This window comes from Rhizobium sp. 18055, from assembly GCF_902706285.1.
Taxonomy (GTDB): domain Bacteria; phylum Pseudomonadota; class Alphaproteobacteria; order Rhizobiales; family Rhizobiaceae; genus Rhizobium.
The window spans coordinates 85,192-103,082 of the sequence record NZ_CACSKD010000003.1 but is presented as its reverse complement, the minus strand read 5'-3'; the positions used below and the strand labels follow the sequence as shown (position 1 = coordinate 103,082).

Annotated in this window: 18 protein-coding genes; 12 read left to right on the top strand and 6 right to left on the bottom strand. The window is 63.0% G+C overall.

What is annotated here, in order from left to right; genetic code table 11:
• Positions 1–75: 75 nt before the first annotated feature.
• Positions 76–747, bottom strand: coding sequence for a GntR family transcriptional regulator (locus tag GVL52_RS06700; protein ID WP_160005125.1), 672 nt, complete (start codon positions 745–747; stop codon positions 76–78).
• 179 nt (positions 748–926) lie between these two features.
• On the opposite strand from GVL52_RS06700, the gene GVL52_RS06695 reads away from it, so the two are divergent.
• On the top strand, positions 927–1,616 hold the full coding sequence (locus GVL52_RS06695) for an HAD family hydrolase (protein ID WP_160005123.1): 690 nt from the start codon (positions 927–929) through the stop codon (positions 1,614–1,616).
• Positions 1,617–1,893: 277 nt separating this feature from the next.
• Here GVL52_RS06695 and GVL52_RS06690 read toward each other — a convergent pair whose 3' ends face one another.
• Entirely contained in the window at positions 1,894–2,547 is a 654-nt protein-coding gene (locus GVL52_RS06690; RefSeq protein WP_200847791.1) for a hypothetical protein, read from the bottom strand.
• A 231-nt stretch (positions 2,548–2,778) separates the two neighbouring features.
• On the opposite strand from GVL52_RS06690, the gene thrC reads away from it, so the two are divergent.
• Genes thrC through GVL52_RS06670 form a run of 4 tightly spaced genes read left to right on the top strand, consistent with a single transcriptional unit; the run spans position 2,779 to position 9,058 of the window.
• On the top strand, positions 2,779–4,179 hold the full coding sequence (gene thrC / locus GVL52_RS06685; RefSeq protein WP_160005119.1) for a threonine synthase: 1,401 nt from the start codon (positions 2,779–2,781) through the stop codon (positions 4,177–4,179).
• A gap of 27 nt (positions 4,180–4,206) precedes the next feature.
• Positions 4,207–5,505: a pitrilysin family protein gene (locus GVL52_RS06680; RefSeq protein WP_160005117.1), complete on the top strand. Its 1,299-nt coding sequence runs from the start codon at positions 4,207–4,209 to the stop codon at positions 5,503–5,505.
• A 29-nt stretch (positions 5,506–5,534) separates the two neighbouring features.
• Positions 5,535–6,149 carry a GNAT family N-acetyltransferase gene (locus GVL52_RS06675; RefSeq protein ID WP_160005115.1) on the top strand — a complete coding sequence of 205 codons (615 nt, stop codon included), beginning with the start codon at positions 5,535–5,537 and terminating at the stop codon, positions 6,147–6,149.
• On the top strand, positions 6,146–9,058 hold the full coding sequence (locus tag GVL52_RS06670; protein WP_160005113.1) for a sensor domain-containing phosphodiesterase: 2,913 nt from the start codon (positions 6,146–6,148) through the stop codon (positions 9,056–9,058). Before GVL52_RS06675 ends, GVL52_RS06670 begins: the two co-directional genes overlap by 4 nt.
• 18 nt (positions 9,059–9,076) lie before the next feature.
• On the opposite strand, the gene GVL52_RS06665 is transcribed toward GVL52_RS06670, so the two are convergent.
• The 3 genes from GVL52_RS06665 to GVL52_RS06655 all read right to left on the bottom strand — a co-directional run bounded on the left by GVL52_RS06665 (position 9,077) and on the right by GVL52_RS06655 (position 11,153).
• On the bottom strand, positions 9,077–10,162 hold the full coding sequence (locus GVL52_RS06665; protein ID WP_160005111.1) for a putative zinc-binding metallopeptidase: 1,086 nt from the start codon (positions 10,160–10,162) through the stop codon (positions 9,077–9,079).
• A gap of 81 nt (positions 10,163–10,243) precedes the next feature.
• A complete protein-coding gene (locus tag GVL52_RS06660; protein ID WP_160005109.1) occupies positions 10,244–10,435 on the bottom strand; it encodes a CsbD family protein in 192 nt (63 codons plus the stop codon).
• Between the two features lie 112 nt (positions 10,436–10,547).
• A complete protein-coding gene (locus tag GVL52_RS06655) occupies positions 10,548–11,153 on the bottom strand; it encodes a YqgE/AlgH family protein (RefSeq protein ID WP_160005107.1) in 606 nt (201 codons plus the stop codon).
• 139 nt (positions 11,154–11,292) lie between these two features.
• On the opposite strand from GVL52_RS06655, the gene GVL52_RS06650 reads away from it, so the two are divergent.
• The gene (locus GVL52_RS06650; protein ID WP_160005105.1) at positions 11,293–12,129 is read left to right on the top strand and encodes a protein-disulfide reductase DsbD domain-containing protein; all 837 of its coding nucleotides are present in this window, start codon (positions 11,293–11,295) and stop codon (positions 12,127–12,129) included.
• A 64-nt stretch (positions 12,130–12,193) separates the two neighbouring features.
• A complete protein-coding gene (locus tag GVL52_RS06645) occupies positions 12,194–12,679 on the top strand; it encodes a peroxiredoxin (protein WP_160005103.1) in 486 nt (161 codons plus the stop codon).
• Between the two features lie 64 nt (positions 12,680–12,743).
• Here the strand turns inward: GVL52_RS06645 and GVL52_RS06640 are convergent, their stop codons facing one another.
• A complete protein-coding gene (locus tag GVL52_RS06640; RefSeq protein ID WP_160005101.1) occupies positions 12,744–13,610 on the bottom strand; it encodes a LysR family transcriptional regulator in 867 nt (288 codons plus the stop codon).
• 97 nt (positions 13,611–13,707) lie between these two features.
• Between GVL52_RS06640 and GVL52_RS06635 the strand changes: the two genes are divergently transcribed.
• The 5 genes from GVL52_RS06635 to GVL52_RS06620 all read left to right on the top strand — a co-directional run bounded on the left by GVL52_RS06635 (position 13,708) and on the right by GVL52_RS06620 (position 17,867).
• Complete coding sequence (locus GVL52_RS06635; protein ID WP_160005099.1) at positions 13,708–15,093, top strand: MFS transporter; 1,386 nt, start codon at positions 13,708–13,710, stop codon at positions 15,091–15,093.
• Between the two features lie 129 nt (positions 15,094–15,222).
• Positions 15,223–15,345 carry a hypothetical protein gene (locus GVL52_RS31155; protein ID WP_280179093.1) on the top strand — a complete coding sequence of 41 codons (123 nt, stop codon included), beginning with the start codon at positions 15,223–15,225 and terminating at the stop codon, positions 15,343–15,345.
• Entirely contained in the window at positions 15,342–16,082 is a 741-nt protein-coding gene (locus tag GVL52_RS06630; RefSeq protein ID WP_160005097.1) for a metal ABC transporter ATP-binding protein, read from the top strand. The genes GVL52_RS31155 and GVL52_RS06630 overlap by 4 nt, the downstream gene beginning before the upstream one ends.
• The gene (locus GVL52_RS06625; RefSeq protein ID WP_160005095.1) at positions 16,079–16,951 is read left to right on the top strand and encodes a metal ABC transporter permease; all 873 of its coding nucleotides are present in this window, start codon (positions 16,079–16,081) and stop codon (positions 16,949–16,951) included. Before GVL52_RS06630 ends, GVL52_RS06625 begins: the two co-directional genes overlap by 4 nt.
• 16 nt (positions 16,952–16,967) lie before the next feature.
• Positions 16,968–17,867, top strand: a complete 900-nt coding sequence (locus tag GVL52_RS06620) for a metal ABC transporter solute-binding protein, Zn/Mn family (RefSeq protein WP_160005093.1) — start codon at positions 16,968–16,970, stop codon at positions 17,865–17,867.
• The last annotated feature ends 24 nt before the right edge of the window (positions 17,868–17,891 follow it).

The window sequence follows — 17,891 nt, the reverse complement described above, 5'->3', positions numbered from 1 at the left end:
ACGCACAATCGTGCAGACTATCGGCGTTTTCGCGCAATAATCGCACAATAAAAATTATCTATAATTTTCTTGAGATCAGCCGACGATGGCGAAGGCTTCGGCGCCGGCAGCGCCCTTTTGCGTGGATTTGGGCGCGCGCCCGATCCACTGGACATGGCGTTCGAGGATCGAGGCGGCCTCGTCGGCTCTTCCCTGGCGCAGCGCCAGCAGGATGGCGCGGTGGTCGTGATCGGTGCGTTTTTCCCAGCCGGAACGCCAGGCGGAAAACAGGAAGCGGGCGCTGGCGGCATGCAGGTCGTCGATCGAGGCGAGCAGCCTGTTCATGTTGCAGGGCGCGAGGATCAGCGTGTGGAAGCGGCGGTTGGCGTCTTCCCAGGCGTGGACGTCGGCTGCGGCATCGCCCTCGCGGGTCGCCTCTTCGGCGGCATCGAGAATGGCCGGCGTCAAATGTTTTGCGGCGTGGCGCAGTGCCAGCACTTCGAGGGCGGCGCGCATTTCGGCAACCTCGCGCACCTCCTTGAGGTCGAAGGATGCGACGCGGACGCCGCGACGGGGCTCGCTGATGGCCAGTCCCTGCGCTTCCAGGCGCCGAAACGCCTCGCGCACCGGCACGTGGCTGGCGCCGAATTCTTCGGCGATATGGTCCTGACGCAGGCGCAGGCCGGCCGACAGCTCGCCGCGAACGATGCGGTCGGCGAGCACGCGGCTGATGCGGCTTGCGATTGTGTCTTCCGGTTCCTTGGCCATACCAATCCCTTAGAGAGCGGGTACCGCGTTGTCGAGGCCAGAACGGCTGCGCAGCCGGCAATTCCGGCGAGATCCCCAAAGCGTCCCATGCCCCGCAGGCCAGCCATGCCGCGCTGCCGGTTGAGGTTCTGCGAGCCATCGTGTAAAGCCGCCTCACCCCCAAACAAGGCTTGATAGACATGAACGGCTTCGACCTCATCATTTTCGACTGCGACGGCGTTCTGGTCGATTCCGAAATCATCGCGGCGGAAGTCGAGTCCCGACTTCTGACGGAAGCCGGTTATCCGATCGGCATCGAGGAAATGGGCGAGCGCTTCGCCGGCATGACCTGGCAGAACATCCTGCTGCAGGTCGAGCGCGAGGCCAGCATCCCGATCTCCGCCTCGCTGATCGACAAGTCCGAGGCGCTCCTCGACCTGCGGCTGAAACAGGACGTCCAGGCGATTGCCGGCGTTGAAGCCGCCGTAACCAGGATCGCACTGAAGCGCTGCATCTGCTCGAATTCGAGCAGCGCACGCCTCGAGATGATGCTCGGCAAGGTCGGGCTGAAGCCGCTGTTTGCGCCGGGCATTTACTCGGCCAAGGATCTCGGTGCAGATCGCGTCAAGCCGAAGCCTGACATCTTCCTGCATGGCGCCAAGCAGATGGGCGTTTCGCCTTCGCGCGCCGTCGTGGTCGAGGATTCTGTGCATGGCGTAAAGGCAGCGCGCGCCGCCGGCATGCGGGTCATCGGCTTCACCGGCGCCTCGCACACCTACCCCTCGCATGCCGACAAGCTGACGGATGCCGGTGCCGAGACGGTGATCTCGCGGATGATCGACCTGCCGGGCGTGGTGGCCGCCCTGGCGGAATGGGATGGCGTGCTTTGATTAAGGGGTGAGAGGGGAGCTGCTTTCGCCGGCGTTGCGCCGGGTAGCCCCCCTCATCGCCTCGCTGGCGCTCCGGCACTTCTCCCCGTTGGGGAGAAGGGAGATGTGGCACGACCTCTGCAGAACATTAACCAGCAGCATTCGAGGTGGTGCGGAAAGCCAGCCACGAGCGTCTTCTCCCCTCGGGGAGAAGGTGGCGGCAGCCGGATGAGGGGGCCGCACGCACCGTGCCGAAAGCCATCAAAGCAGCCGGGAGCGAGCCAAACCAGCCCCAACCTTACTTCTTCTTGCCTTTGCCCTTGGCCGGCGCGCCCTGGTCGAAGCCGATGTTGACGCGGACCAGTGCGCCTGAGCCGACCGGCAGCTTGATGCCGTCCTTGCGGAACAGCACCTGGGTGGCGCCGTTCGGGTCGATCTGGGCGGGGAAATTGGTGACTTCGGAATAGAGCGTATCTTCGCCATCGAGCACGGTGACGCGAATCGGCAGTGTGGCGTTGGCCGGGCCGCCGGCAGGGCCGGCGACGACGCGCAGCTGCGCCACGACGGTCATCGTCAGGTTCTGCTCATTGAGCGTGCACTGGCGGGTGTAGTTGCCGATCGTGGCCTGGAAGGCGAGTTTTTCCGGCGCGCCGGTTTTGGCGCCACCGGCATAGCTGTGATAAACCGCCTCGGCATCCTTCATGTAGATCGTCGGGCAAGCGCCCTGCACGACCCGCGCCGTTGCGCCGGAGGCCGTGGTCGCGGTGCCGATAGCGGCATCGTTCGAAGACGGATTGGCGGGCGCCAGCGGCATGATTTGCGCATTGCCATCCGGCTGCGTCGGAGCAGCTGACTTGCTCTCCCCACCGCCCATTCCAAGCGAATTGCAGCCGACCAGAACAGCCGCGACGGATGCGGAAGCGATAAGACGAGAGACCTTGCCGAGCACGATTATTCTACCCTTTTCACAAAGTTTTCTGTCAGGCCCAATGACTGAAAACAGGGCCTTTCGTGACAGTTTGCGATGGTCTATATCAGCGGCGCAAACAAAAATCGATTGGGTAAGCACTGTTTTGATGCACATTTCGGGATTGCTGCCGGCCATGGCCGAAACGGCAGGCCCGATGCCGCGCGACACAGGTTTTCTCTCCAACCCGGATTTCCTCCGGCCGGCACATCAAGGATGACGACAGTGGATTATATCTCGACCCGCGGCGAAGCCCCTGCCCTCGGTTTCTGCGATGCATTGCTGGCGGGTCTGGCACGCGATGGCGGGCTTTACGTGCCGCGCCAATGGCCGCAGTTCTCCAAGAAGGAGATCCGGGCGCTGCGCGGCAAGAGCTATCAGGACATTGCCTTCACCATCCTGTCGCCGTTCACCAATGGCGAAATTCCTGCCGATACCTTCCGGGCGATGATCGACGAGGCCTATGGCACCTTCCGTCATCCTGCCATCGCGCCGCTGGTGCAGACCGGACATAACAGCTTCGTGATGGAGCTGTTCCACGGCACGACGCTGGCGTTCAAGGACGTCGCCATGCAGCTGCTGGCCCGGATGATGGACTATGCGCTGGAAAAGCGCGGCGAGCGCGCCACCATCGTCGGCGCCACCTCGGGCGATACCGGCGGTGCTGCCATCGACGCCTTTGCGGGCCGCGAGCGCACCGATATCTTCATCCTCTTCCCGCATGGCAAGGTTTCGCCGGTGCAGCAGCGGCAGATGACCACCTCGACCTCGCCAAACGTTCATGCGCTCGCCGTCGAAGGGAATTTCGACGATTGCCAGAACCTGGTGAAGGCGATGTTCAATGACGGTGCCTTCCGCGACAAGGTAAAGCTCTCGGGCGTCAACTCGATCAACTGGGCGCGGATCATGGCCCAGATCGTCTATTATTTCACGACGGCCGTGGCGCTCGGCGGACCGGACCGGAAGATCTCGTTCACGGTGCCGACGGGGAATTTCGGCGATATCTTCGCCGGATACTGCGCCAAGCGCATGGGCCTGCCGATCGGCAAGCTCGTGGTTGCCACCAACGAGAACGACATCATTGCCCGGACCCTGAAGACCGGCCGCTACGAGATGAAGGAGGTCAAGGCGACCACCTCGCCCTCGATGGATATCCAGATTTCGTCCAACTTCGAACGGCTGCTGTTCGAGGCCTATGACCGCGACGCCTCCAAGGTGCGCGCTGCGATGGACAGCCTGAAGCAGTCGAACGGCTTCGAGATCTCGTCCAAGGCGCTTGCCTTCATCCGAAAAGACTTCCGCGCCGGACGCGCCAGCGAGAAGCAGGTGGCCGAGACGATCAAGACCACGCTTGCCACGACCGGCTACCTTCTCGACCCGCATTCGGCGATCGGCGTGTTCGTTGCCGAGAAGCATGAAAAGCCGAATTCACCGATGGTGGCACTGGCCACCGCGCATCCGGCCAAGTTCCCGGCAGCCGTAAAATCGGCATCCGGTATTGACCCCGCGCTCCCGACGTGGCTTGCTAATTTGATGGACAAGGAGGAGCGCTTTCAGATCGTTAAGCCCGAACTCAAGGCCGTCGAAACGTTTATCGGCGAGCATTCCCGGGCCTGAAAATCGGAAGGCGCAGAAAGATAGCCAATGACAGTTGAGTGCACCCGGCTTAAGTCCGGGCTGACAGTAGTGACACAGACCATGCCGCATCTCGAGAGTGCTGCACTCGGGGTCTGGATCAAATCAGGTTCGCGCAATGAGACGACTGACGAGCATGGTATTGCCCACCTGCTCGAACACATGGCCTTCAAGGGAACAGGGCGCCGCACGGCCCGGGAGATCGCGGAGCAGATCGAAGATGTCGGTGGCGAGGTAAACGCTGCGACGTCCACCGAGACCACCTCCTATTACGCCCGCGTTCTCAAGGACCACGTGCCGCTGGCCGTCGATATTCTGGCCGACATCCTGACCGAATCAGCCTTCGACGAGGAAGAGCTGGAACGCGAAAAGCAGGTCATCCTGCAGGAAATCAACGCCGCCAACGATACGCCCGATGACGTGGTGTTCGATCGCTTCTCGGAAGTCGCCTATCGCGACCAGACGCTCGGCCGCGCCATTCTCGGCACGCCACAGACGGTCGTTTCGTTCACGCCACAGCAAATTCGCGGCTATCTCGGCCGCAACTACACCACCGACCGGATGTTCGTGGTCGCCGCCGGTGCCGTTCAGCATGACGAGTTCGTGCGCATGGTCGAGGACCGGTTCTCGTCGCTGCCGACCGCGCCCAGCGCACCGCCGGTGATGGACCCGGCCCACTATATCGGCGGCAATGTCCGCGAGACCCGCGACCTGATGGATGCGCAGATCCTGCTCGGCTTCGAGGGCAAGGCGTATCACGCGCGCGACTTCTACTGTTCGCAGATCCTTGCCAATATTCTCGGCGGCGGCATGTCATCGCGGCTGTTTCAGGAAGTGCGCGAAATCCGCGGCCTCTGCTATTCGATCTATGCCTTCCACTGGGGCTTCTCCGACACCGGCATTTTCGGCATCCATGCCGCGACCGGCGGCGAGAACCTGCCGGAGCTGGTGCCCGTCATCATCGACGAGTTGCACAAGTCGGCAGCCAGCATCGACCAGAAGGAAATCGAACGCGCCCGCGCCCAGATCCGCGCGCAGCTCTTGATGGGCCAGGAAAGCCCGGCGGCCCGTGCCGGACAGGTGGCGCGGCAGATGATGCTCTACGGCCGGCCGATCTCCAATCCGGAGATGATGGAACGGCTCGAAGGCATCACCGTCGAGCGGCTGACCGACCTTGCCGGCCGGCTGTTCTTCGACACCGTGCCGACGCTGTCGGCGATCGGCCCGCTCGAACATCTTGCTCCGATGGAGGACATCGCCGCTTCCCTGTCTTCGCCTGCCCCACAGGGCAAGCAAGCCAGTCTTTGAACCTGCCTTCGCGCTGCCGGGAGTGATCGATGCCAAAATCGGTGTTTCGGTTCCTGTCTCGGCAGCCTGAAGCGGTTGAGATTGAAGACGGCAACTATGTGCTGCGGCTTCCCCGCTACCAGGACTTCAACCAATGGCACAAGCTCCGATCCGCAAGCCGCGGCTTCCTTGAGCGGTGGGAGCCGACCTGGCGGCGCGACGAGCTAACCGAGGGCTCGTATCGGGCCCGGGTCATTCGCGGCAAGCAGGAATATGCCTCCGGCCAGGCGGTTCCGCTTCTCCTGTTTCACCGGCAGAACATGACGCTGCTCGGCGGCATCACCATCGGCTATATCAGGCGCGGGGCGGCGCAAAGCTGCATGATCGGCTACTGGATGGGCGAGCCGCATGCCGGCCAAGGCCATATGTTCGCCGCACTTCAATTGGTTATACCCTACATCTTCGCAGGGCTTGAGTTGCACCGTATCGAAGCAGCCTGTATTCCAGACAATGCTCGGAGCATCCGCCTGCTTGAAAAAGCCGGGTTTCAGCGGGAAGGCTATCTGCGCGGATACTTGAAAATCAACGGTCAGTGGCATGATCACGTGATGTTTTCACTGCTCGCCACCGACGCGGATAAAGCCAGGATAACCGACAGCCGATGACTGATAACCGCATGCTGCACGCATCACCGACCGGACGCATGATCGCGGTGATCGCAGCTCTTTTCCTGTCGGCGCTGATGCTTGCATCGGGTGCTGCGCAGGCAGCCGAGCCGGTGAAGATTTCGCGCGACGATACCGCGCTCGACCTGACCAAGACCACCGAGATCTATGCCAACCAGGGCGAGGCCTTCCAGGTCTCAACGGCAGCGGGTGCCGACGGCATTCGCCGCCGCATCGAGGTGCGCTCTAGCTCCGGCAACCACCAGGGCGACTGGGCGGTGTTCGCGCTTGCCAATGTGTCCGACGAACAGCTGGAGCGCGTCATCGTCGCACCGCATTTCCGTCTGGTGAATTCGAAGCTGTTCTGGCCGGACCTCGGCTCGCAGCGCATCATCGCCATCACCCCGAGCGAAGGCTTCGCGCTCGACCGGCAGCCGAGCGACGAGGCCGACGTGTTCCGCATCACGCTCAATCCGGGCGCCGTCATTACCTTCGTTGCCGAGCTCGCGACGCCCGAGCTGCCGCAGATCTATCTGTGGGAACCTGACGCCTACAAGGACACGATCAACGCGTTCACGCTTTACCGCGGCATCGTGCTCGGCATTGCCGGCCTGCTGGCGGTGTTCCTGACCATCCTGTTCGTCGTCAAGGGCACCTCGATGCTGCCGGCGACGGCAGCGCTTGCCTGGGCGGTGCTCGGCTATATCTGCGTCGACTTCGGCTTCCTCGGCAAGCTCGTGAGCATCGCCTCTGCGGACCAGCGAATATGGCGCGCCTGCGCGGAAGTGGCGCTGGCATCGAGTTTCGTCATCTTCCTGTTCACCTATCTCAACCTCAACCGATGGCACACGCATCTGGGCTACCTGACGTTTGCCTGGGTGCTGGGGCTGGCGCTGCTGTTCGGCGTCGCAATCTACGATCCGTCGATCGCGGCCGGCGTTGCGCGCCTGTCGTTTGCGCTGACGGCGACGATGGGGCTGCTGCTGATCGTCTATCTCGGCTTCAACCGCTATGACCGCGCCATCCTTCTGGTGCCCGCCTGGGCGCTGATCCTGGTGTGGATCTTCGGCGGCTGGCTGACGATCACCGGCAAGCTCGACAACGACATCATCCAGCCGGCGCTGGGCGGCGGTCTGGTTCTGATCGTGCTTCTGATCGGCTTTACGGTGATGCAGCACGCCTTTGCCGGCGGCGCGTTCCAGCAGGGACTGTTTTCGGATCTGGAACGGCAATCGCTGGCACTGACCGGCTCCGGCGACATGGTGTGGGACTGGGACGTGGCGCGCGACCGCGTCGTCACCATCCCCGATGTGTCCGTCAAGCTCGGGCTCTCTCCCGGCACCATGCATGGTGCTGCCCGCAACTGGTTGCCGCGCCTGCACCCCGATGACCGCGACCGGTTCCGCGCCACGCTCGACGTGCTGCTCGAGCACCGCCGCGGCCGGCTGAACCACGAATTCCGCATCCGCGCCGAAGACGGGCATTTCCATTGGCTGCTGATCCGCGCCCGGCCGGTGCTCGGCTCGAACGGCGAAGTGATCCGCTGCGTCGGCACGATCATCGACGTCACCGAACAGAAGAACTCGATCGACCGGCTGCTGCAGGACGCGCTGCACGACAACCTGACCGGGCTGCCGAACCGCCAGCTGTTTCTCGACCGGCTGCAGGGCGTTCTGGCGCTGGCGCCGGGCGGCGATCTGCTGCGCCCGACGGTGATGGTGATCGACATCGACCGCTACAAGCTGGTCAACGATGCGCTCGGCGTTGCGGCCGGCGACAACATCCTGATTGCCCTCACCCGCCGCCTGCGCCGCCTGCTGAAGCCGCAGGATACGCTGGCGCGGCTCTCCGGCGACCAGTTCGGGCTGATCCTGGTGTCCGAGCGCGATCCGGCGAAGATCGCCGATTTTGCCGATGCGATCTCGAAGGCGATCATGGTACCGATCAACTTCGCCAACCGCGAAATCATCCTGACAGCATCGATCGGCCTCGCCTCCTTCGTCGACCAGCAGGAAAACGCAACGGGCATGCTCAGCGATTCGGAGCTTGCCATGTACCGGGCAAAACGCGCCGGCGGCAATCGTGTCGAGCCGTTCCAGCCAGCCTTCCGCGATTTCGGCGCCGACCGGCTGCAGCTCGAATCCGATCTGCGCCGCGCACTGGAGCGCAAGGAACTGTCGATGGTCTATCAGCCGATCGCAGGTCTCGAAGACGTGGAGATCGCCGGTTTCGAGGCGCTGATGCGCTGGGAGCACCCGAAGCGCGGGACCATTCCGCCATCGGAATTCATCCCGATTGCAGAAGCCTCCGACATCATCAACATGCTCGGCATCTTTGCGCTGGAACAGGCGACCAACGACCTGATGGCCTGGGAAAACCAGACCGGCGAGCTGCCGATCTTCGTGTCGATCAACCTCTCCAGCGCGCAGTTGCTGAACAACGATCTCTATGACGACGTGCGCTCGGTGCTGGCCAAGACCCATTGCGATCCGGCCCGGCTGAAGCTTGAGCTGACCGAGACGATGGTGATGGAGAACCCGGAACAGGCGCGGCTGGTGCTGGAAAAGCTGCGGGATATCGGGCTTGGCCTGGCGCTCGACGATTTCGGCACCGGCTACTCGTCGCTGTCCTACCTCACCCGTTTCCCGTTCGACACGATCAAGCTCGACAAGTCGCTGGTCTGCGATACCAGCGACCGGAAAGCGACAGTGCTGCGTTCGGTGATCTCGCTGGCGCGCGAACTCGACATGAAGATCGTCGCCGAGGGGATCGAGTCCAACGACGACGCCATCGAGTTGGCGAAGATGGGCTGCACCTACGGCCAGAGCTATCTGTTCGGACCGCCAATGGCCGCTGAATCGGTGCTGCGATTGTTGAAGGAACGGTTTCCGCTGACCAAGCGCGCGTAAAGGCTGGCAGGTTGCGGCTCAGGCCGCTGCCTGCTGCGGATTCGCCACCCGGTCCTGGATCAACCGGTGCAGATATTCGAGCTTGGTGACGACCGCGTTCGACAGCACGAAGGGATAGGAGTCCGGCTGGCCCATGCTGCGCTGGATGGCATTGATCGCCACCGAAAGCGGCACCCAGGCGCTGACCAGCTGTTCGGCATCGGCGGCCCTGTAGGGATCGAAATCCACTTCCGACGCCATCTCCCCATGACCACGCGGATCGATGGCGATGCCGAAGCCGCGGGCGGTTTCCAGCGTATCGACGATGTGGAGATAGTGCGCGAAGCACTCGGCGAAATCTTCCCACGGGTGGGCGGTGGCATAGGCGCTGATGAAATTCTGCTGCCAGCCAAGCGGCGCGCCGTTCTGGTAATGGTTCTGCAGGGCGATGCCGTAGTCCTGGCGTTCATCGCCGAACACGGCCCTGAAGCCTTCGAATTCGTTGCGGTCGCGGACCGCCTTGTTCCAGACGAAATGGCCGACCTCGTGGCGGAAATGGCCGAGAAGCGTGCGGTAGGGCTCGTTCATCGAGGCGCGGGCAAGTTCGCGCGTCAGGTCGTCGGCTTCAGCGGCGCGGATGGCGATGACGCCTTCGTCGTGACCCGTTATGGCCGGAATGACATGGCCGTCGAACTGCACTTCGTCTTCGAGAAAATCGAAGACGAGACCGCCCTGCGGGTCCTGAAAGCGATCGGGCGGCGGCAGGTGCCAGCGCAGCAGCGAATAAAACAGATGGCGTTGCGCCTGGCTGATGCGGCGCCAGCGATCGATGCCTTCCTGGGTATCGATATTCGGCACCAGCCGGTTATGACGGCAGGCAATGCAGAATTCGTGGTCGTCGTCCGGCCCGACCAGCCAGTTGCAGATATCGAGGCCGGCATTGCCGCAGAAGCGCAGCGCGCGTTGCGGGTTTGCGGTCAGCTGCCAGAAATCGCCATCGCGCGGCTCCAGCGAGCGCATCAACAGGTCGTCCGGCAGGAAGCCGAGGCGATGATTGCACCGGACACATTGCCTGTTATCGAAATGGACGACCTGATCGCAATTATCGCAGGCAAAAAGCCGCATCTCATGGCCCCGTAGGCTGGTGTTGATATAAAAACGACCCGTGGCGCGGGAGCGCAACGGGCCATTGTGAGACTTGGTCAATCACATGCGATCGACGACGCCCTTGATCTTTTCCTTGGCGGTGCCTTCGGCAACCTGGGCCTTGCCCTTGGCTTCCTGCACGGTGCCCTTGGCGCGCATCTCGTTGTCGCCTGTGGCCTTGCCAACGGCCTGCTTGGCCTTACCTGCGAGCTCGTTGGTCTTGCCAGAAATCTTGTCGGTGGTGCTACCCATCAGAATGTCTCCTTTAAGAACGAGCCTGTTGCCCGTTGCGAAAAGAAAACGTCGCTCTTCGCTATTCGTTCCGAGAATTCTGGGCCCTTTGTTTCGAGAATTCCGGCCTGCTTTACGCGTGCCCTGCCTCGGCGGACAGCATGGCCGGGTTGACGCCCATGCCGGCGAGCGCCCGCTCATACTTGTCGTCGAGATTGGGATCGAAGATCAGCGCATCGTTGGCCGGGCAGTTCAGCCAGCCATTGTTGCCGATCTCGGCTTCCAGTTGGCCGGCACCCCAACCGGCGTAGCCGAGCAGCATGGTGGCGCGCTTCGGCCCCTTGCCCTTGGAGATCGCCCGGATGATATCGAGCGTCGCGGTCATGCAGATGTCGTCGCTGACCGGAATGCTGGAATCGCAGAGATAATCGTCGGAATGAAGCACGAAACCGCGGCCGCTTTCGACCGGGCCACCGGTCTGGATCGGCAGGTCGCGCGACGGAGGCGGCATCATGATCGCCTCGTCATCCTTGATCATGTCGAGATGCAGCAGCACATCGGTAAAGGTCAGATCCTGCGAGCGGTTGATGATGAAACCCATGGCGCCGGCATCGGAATGGGCACAAATGAAGATCACCGTTCGGGCAAAGTTGCTATCGTCAACCCCCGGCATGGCGATGAGAAACTGGCCATCGCAAAAGCCGCGCTCGCGTCTGTTTTTCAGGGTCGACAGGGACATGATACCTCCTGATGCCAGACCGCCATAGGCCCCGCCACAAGAAACATGGGCCAATGTCCGGGATCAATCAACTGAAAATGAGAATTTAATCGAGCAACGCTTCTGGCGCAGCGTGGTGGATTTGAATAACGATTGTCGCATGACCTTTGCATCGCGCATCCAACGTCCCCTCCTGGTCGCTATCACAGCCATTGGCCTGTCGCTGCCGGCTGTCTGTTCGGCACGCGCAGAAACCAGCGCCTGGGTCGACAATGTCGGCGGGCGGATGCGGCTGGTGGCGCTTGCGCCCGACAAGCAGGGCAAGATCCGCGCAGGACTGCAGATCGAGCCGAAGGCCGGGTGGATCACCTATTGGCGCGAACCCGGCAATAGCGGCATCCCGCCGCAGATCACCATTGCGCCGGAAACCGGCGTGACGCTCGACGGGATCGGCTATCCCATCCCCAAGCACATTGCCGACGGCAAGGTCGATGACATCGGCTATGACGCGCCCGTTACCCTGCCGTTGACGCTTTCGGCAAAACCCGGAACGCAGGAGATCAAGGCGCAGGCGTTCATCGGCATCTGCAAGGATATTTGCGTGCCGTTCCAGGCCGACTTCTCCGTCAGCCTTCCGGCCGCCGCGCAGTCCCAGCCCGAGGACAAAGCCATTCTTGACGCGGCGGATGCGCGCCTGCCCGAGGCGCCCTCGTCGAAGTTCAAGGTCAACAAGCACGCGCTGTCCGAGGACATGAAGGAACTGACGCTGCGGATCACCCTGCCCGAGATCGGCGACACGACGCCCGAAGTGATCGTTGCCGGGCCGAGCGGCTACGTGTTTGCGAAGCGGCTGATGAGCAAGCGCGACGGCACGACGCTGACAACGACGATCGCCATCGGCAAGCTGCCGAAAAACTACGATATCCACGGCAAGAGCTGGAGCGCCCTGATCATCGACGGATCGCGCGCCATCGAAGCGCCGCTTGTCTTTGAATAACGCCATATCTTATCCCCGGCCCCACGGCCCTGTGCCGGCTTTCAACGAGAATGAGGAGACTTCCATGACCATCGCAATCGGCGACACGCTTCCTTCGGCGACCTTCAAGGAAAAGACCACCGACGGCCCTGTCGAAACGACGACGGACGCCTTGTTCAAGGGCAAGCGCGTGGTGCTGTTTGCGGTGCCCGGCGCCTTCACGCCGACCTGCTCGCTGAACCACCTGCCGGGCTACCTCGAAAACCGCGACACCATTCTCGGCAAGGGCGTCGATGACATCGCCGTCGTTGCCGTCAACGACTGGCACGTGATGGGCGCCTGGGCGCAATCGTCGGGCGGCATGGGCAAGATCCACTTCCTCGCCGACTGGGATGCCGGTTTCACCAAGGCGCTCGGCCTCGACGCCGACCTCTCCGGCGGCGGCCTCGGCGTCCGCTCGAAGCGCTACTCGATGCTGGTCGAGGACGGCGTCGTCAAGTCGCTGAACGTCGAGGGGAACCCCGGCGAGGCGACGGTCTCCAGCGCTGCGACCATGATCGAGCAGCTGTAGGTTTTCCAACAACAGGCATCGGGCTGGCTGGCGGAGGCTGGGCAGTCCGATCACGCATTCTATCTCATCCAGCCAAATTGCCTTCCCTCCTGATCAGGGCGACGACGAAATCGATGACGGCGCGTACCGCCGGTGTCTTGCGCAGATCCCGGTGAACCAGAATCCAGATCTCGCGGGAAAACGGCAGGCCGGCGTCATCGACCCTAACGAGATCCGGATCGGCATCGGCGAGGAAGCACGGTAGGCCGGCGATGCCAGCGCCCGCTTGCGCCGCGATCAGATGCCCGCTGATATCGCTCAGTTCGCAGGCGATCGGTCGCCCGTTGGCAATCTCCAGGAGCCATTTCTGCTGAGGCATGTCGCCGAGGCTCTGGTCATAGGCGATGAACTGCCAGAGATCGGGCGTACCGAGATGGGCGTAGTCGCGGCGGGCGTAGAGACCAAATGCCATCGTCCCCACCTTGCGTACGACACTGTCCGTCTCCTGCGGCTGAACCAGTCGAAGCGCCACATCGGCTTCCCTTCGGCTCAATGACACCTGCTGGGCCTGCGCCACCAACGAGATGCGGATATCGGGAAAATCGTCGCGAAACCGCGCAAGGTGCCGCGCCAAGAGGTGAGCGACCAGCACCGGTGGCGCGCTGAGCACGACCTTACCGACGAGCGGCGTGTGGGCCGCCTGTGCGCGCCGCGCGATGGCGAGCGCACCCGCCTCCATCTGCACCGCCTGCTCGAATATCTCACTGCCGATTGCCGTCAACCGGCAGGACCGCGGCAGGCGATCGACGAGTCGCACCTGCAACGCCGCTTCAAGGGCAGCAAGACGACGGCTGACCGTGGCATGATCCACCTTCAGCGCACGGGCGGCGCCCGACAAGGTACCGATCCGGCCTACGGCCAGAAAATACCGGATGTTTTCCCAATCGGTCATCTGTGCGATTTCTCCACGCATACCCGCACATATACAGAATTTTCGCACCGATAACATGCGCGCAATATGAAGCATCGTCCCTCACTGGATTGCTTCAATGTCTCCTAACCACAGGTCTCGCCCTCGCCTGACGCTTGCCGCCGCCGCCCTTGGCTTTGTCGTTGTGCTGCTGGATGTCAGCGTCGTCAACGTCGCCCTCGATGCCCTGCGCACCGGCTTTGCAACCGACATCTCCGGCCTGCAATGGGTGGTCAACGCCTATACGCTGATGTTCGCCGCCCTGCTGCTGATGGGTGGGACGCTCGGTGACAGACTGGGCGCTCGCGCGGTCTTCGTCAGCGGCTTTGCCATCTTCACGCTCGCCTCGGTCGCCTGCGGGCTCGCGCCGTCGTTGGCAACACTGGTCGCGGCACGCGCAGCGCAGGGCACCGGGGCAGCGCTGCTGGTGCCGAATTCGCTTTCGCTGCTACAACAGGCCTTCCCCGACCGGGAACAGCGCAGTCGCGCAGTCGGCTGGTGGGGAGCAGCCGGTGGCATCGCGCTTGCGGCCGGGCCCGTCGCCGGTGGATTTCTGGTGACGCATCTTGGCTGGCGCAGCATCTTCCTGATCAACCTGCCGATCGGAATGATCGGGATGGCACTGGCCTTGCGCTACACGATCCCGAGCCGGACCAACGGGAGCCGGTCTCTCGATCTGCCGGGGCAGGCAACAGCAATCCTTTCGCTCGGAGCGCTGGCACTGGCGCTGACCAATGCTGCGCGGCTCGGCTGGACGCATCCACAGGTGCTGGCCGGGATCGCGGTGGCTCTGCTGTCAGGCGCCGCCTTTGTTGCCAACGCAGCGCGCAGCAAGGCACCGATGCTGCCCCTGTCGCTGTTTGCCATACCGGCATTCTCGATCGCCTCGGCTATCGGCATCATCGTCAACTTCGCCTATTACGGGCTGATCTTCGTGTTCAGCCTGTTCTTCCAGCTACAGGAACAGCTTTCGCCACAACAAACCGGCATTGCCTTCCTGCCGATGACTGTAGTGCTGATGATCATGAACATCATCGCCGGTCGCCTGATCACGCGGCTGGGTGCGCGTCGGATCATGGTGTTCGGGCTGCTGCTCGCCGCTGCGGGATATGGCCTGCTCTTGCAGATCCATGTCGCCGGGTCGTACTGGCTGCTGGTCGTGCCGATGCTGATGGCGGCCAGCGGTATCGCCCTGTTGATACCGACGATGACCAACATCACGCTTTCCGCGGTCGATCCGTCCCGTGTCGGCATTGCATCAGGCGTTCTCAACACAGCACGCCAGGTCGGCGGCATGGTCGGTGTTGCCACATGCGGCTATCTGGTGCGCGATACGGCGGCGACAGCGTTCATGGCCGGCATGCACCTGTCGATCGCGCTCGCGGTGGTGCTGCTGGTCGCCGGCGCGGCTCTTGCCTTTTTCGGCCTGCACGAACGACCGGCAGACGTGGCCCCGCAGACATGAAGGTCGATTTGCGGCTGGTTCGTCATTCAGACCAGCCGCGATCCGCTCCACAGATACGGTCGATGCCCGCCACAATCTCGCCTTATTTGTTATAACATAACGGTAATGTTATTACATATGAGGTCAACCATGAAGCGACGCGGACGGCATGTTGGCGTGATCGGCTATTCCGCCGCCAACCGGGTGCTCGGCGCCATCGTGCTCAGTGCGCTGCTGTGGGCGGCGATCGCGTGGGCGGTCATGCTGCCATGAGCGCGCCTCTGATCCGGCTTTCCAAGCTGACGGTCGCCTATGACAGGCATCCGGCTGTCCACCATGTCTCGGGCACCATCGCGGCCGGCAGCCTGACGGCGATTGCCGGGCCGAACGGGGCCGGGAAATCGACGCTGCTGAAGGCGATCATGGGCGAGCTGCGGCCCGCCGAAGGGCGGGTCGAGCATCGATTGCTGCGCACCGATTTCGGCTACCTGCCGCAGGCCGCCGATATCAACAGGCGCTTTCCGATCTCTGTCCTCGACACGGTGATGATGGGTGCCTGGCGGCAGATGGGGGCGTTCGGGCGGGTGTCGCGCGAGGAGATGGACAAGGCGCGCGCGGCGGTCTCGGCCGTCGGGCTCGACGGCTTCGAGGCGCGGCAGATCGGCTCGCTGTCGGCGGGCCAGCTGCAGCGGGTGCTGTTTGCCCGGCTGCTGCTGCAGGACGCCCAGGTGATCCTGCTCGACGAGCCGTTCACGGCGATCGATGCGCGGACGACGCGCGATCTGATCGACATCATCACCCGCTGGCATGGCGACGGGCGGACGATCATTGCCGTGCTGCACGACTTCGACCAGATCCGTGCGCACTTTCCGCAAACGCTGCTGATCGCCCGCGAGATGATCGAATGGGGGCCGACGGCAGAGGCGATGTCTTCCGCCAACCTCATGAAGGCGCGGGCGATGGCCGAGCGCTGGGACGAGGACGCAGCTCTCTGCGCGCCAGCCGCATGACCCTCTACGACCTGTTGTTTGCCCCCTTCATCGATTACGGCTTCATGCGCCGCGCGCTGATCGCCTGCCTCTGCCTCGGGCTCGGCTCCGGGCCGATCGGGGTGTTCCTGATGCTCAGGCGGATGAGCCTGATGGGCGATGCGATGAGCCATGCGATCCTGCCGGGAGCGGCGATCGGCTATCTGGTGGCCGGGTCGCTGTCGCTGACGGCGATGGGGATCGGCGGGCTGGTGGCGGGGCTGGCGGTGGCGCTGCTGTCGGGCGCGGTCAGCCGGGTGACGGTGCTGCAGGAGGATGCGAGCTTTGCCAGCTTCTACCTTGCATCGCTGGCGCTGGGCGTGCTGATCGTGTCGCTGCGCGGCTCCAATATCGACCTGCTGCATGTGCTGTTCGGCACCATCCTCGCCATAGACGCCCCTGCCCTCTACCAGATCGGCGCGATCACCACACTGACGCTTGTCGTGCTGGCAGTGATCTACCGGCCGCTGATCGTCGAGTGCTTCGATCCGAGTTTCCTCAGGGCAATCGGCGGACGTGGCCCGGTCTATCACTTCCTGTTCCTGCTGCTGGTCGTGCTCAATCTGGTCGCCAGCTTCCAGGCGCTCGGTACGCTGATGGCCGTCGGGTTGATGATGCTGCCGGCAGCGATTGCGCAGCTCTGGGCGCGCAGCCTGCCGTCGATGATGCTGGTTGCGGCCGGCAGCGCTGCGGCTTCCGGCTATTTCGGACTGATCGCCTCCTATCATCTGGAACTCGCCTCCGGGCCGACGATCATCATGACGGCGGCGCTGATCTACGGCTTTTCGATCTTCTTCGCACCGTCGGGCCTCGTCCGACGCTTCTTCCCGCGCCCGCATCTCAAGGGCTGAACCAAAGGATACTTCGATGATATCGCGCAGACTGCTTCTCTCCGCAGCGCTTCCGACGCTGATGATCTTTTCCGCCCTGCCGGCGTCCGCCGAAACGCTGAAGGTCGTGGCCTCCTTCACCGTGCTCGCCGATGTGGTCAAGCAGGTCGGCGGCGACCATGTGAAGGTGGTCAGCCTCGTCGGGCCGAACGGCGACCCCCATGAATTCGAGCCATCACCAGCCGACGCCCGGAACCTCAATGCGGCGAAGGTGACCTTCGTCAGCGGCGAAGGCCTGGAGGGCTGGATGGACCGGCTGATCAGCGCCTCGGGCTACAAGGGAACGCCTGTTGTCGTCTCGGACGGCGTCAACACCCGCACGATGGAAGAGGATGGCAAGACGGTTACCGATCCGCATGTGTGGAACAGTCCCGTGAATGTGAAGGTCTGGGTCGGCAATATCGAAAAGGCGCTGGTCGCTGCCGATCCTGCCGATGCGGCCGCCTTCAAGGCCAATGCCGCGGCCTATAGCAAGAAGCTCGACGCGATGGATGCCTATGCCAAGGCGAAGTTCGAGACGATCCCCGAAGATCATCGCAAGGTGCTGACCAGCCATGATGCCTTCGGCTATTTCGGCCGCGAGTATCATGTCGGCTTCCTGTCGCCGCTCGGCGTATCGACCGAGAGCGAGGCGTCGGCGGCCGATGTCGCCAAGCTGATCGAGCAGATCAAGGCCGAGCATGTGAAGACCTACTTCTTCGAGAACTCCAACGATCCGCGCCTCGTCAAGCAGATCGCCACGGCAACCGGTGCCGAGCCCGGCGGCGAGCTCTATGTCGAGTCGCTCTCCGACGCCAAGGGACCGGCTTCGACCTACGAGAAGATGTTCCGCTACAACGTCAACCAGATCTCCGCCGCGATGGCGAAGAGCAGCTGATAGGGACGTTTATGAGCGCTCGGC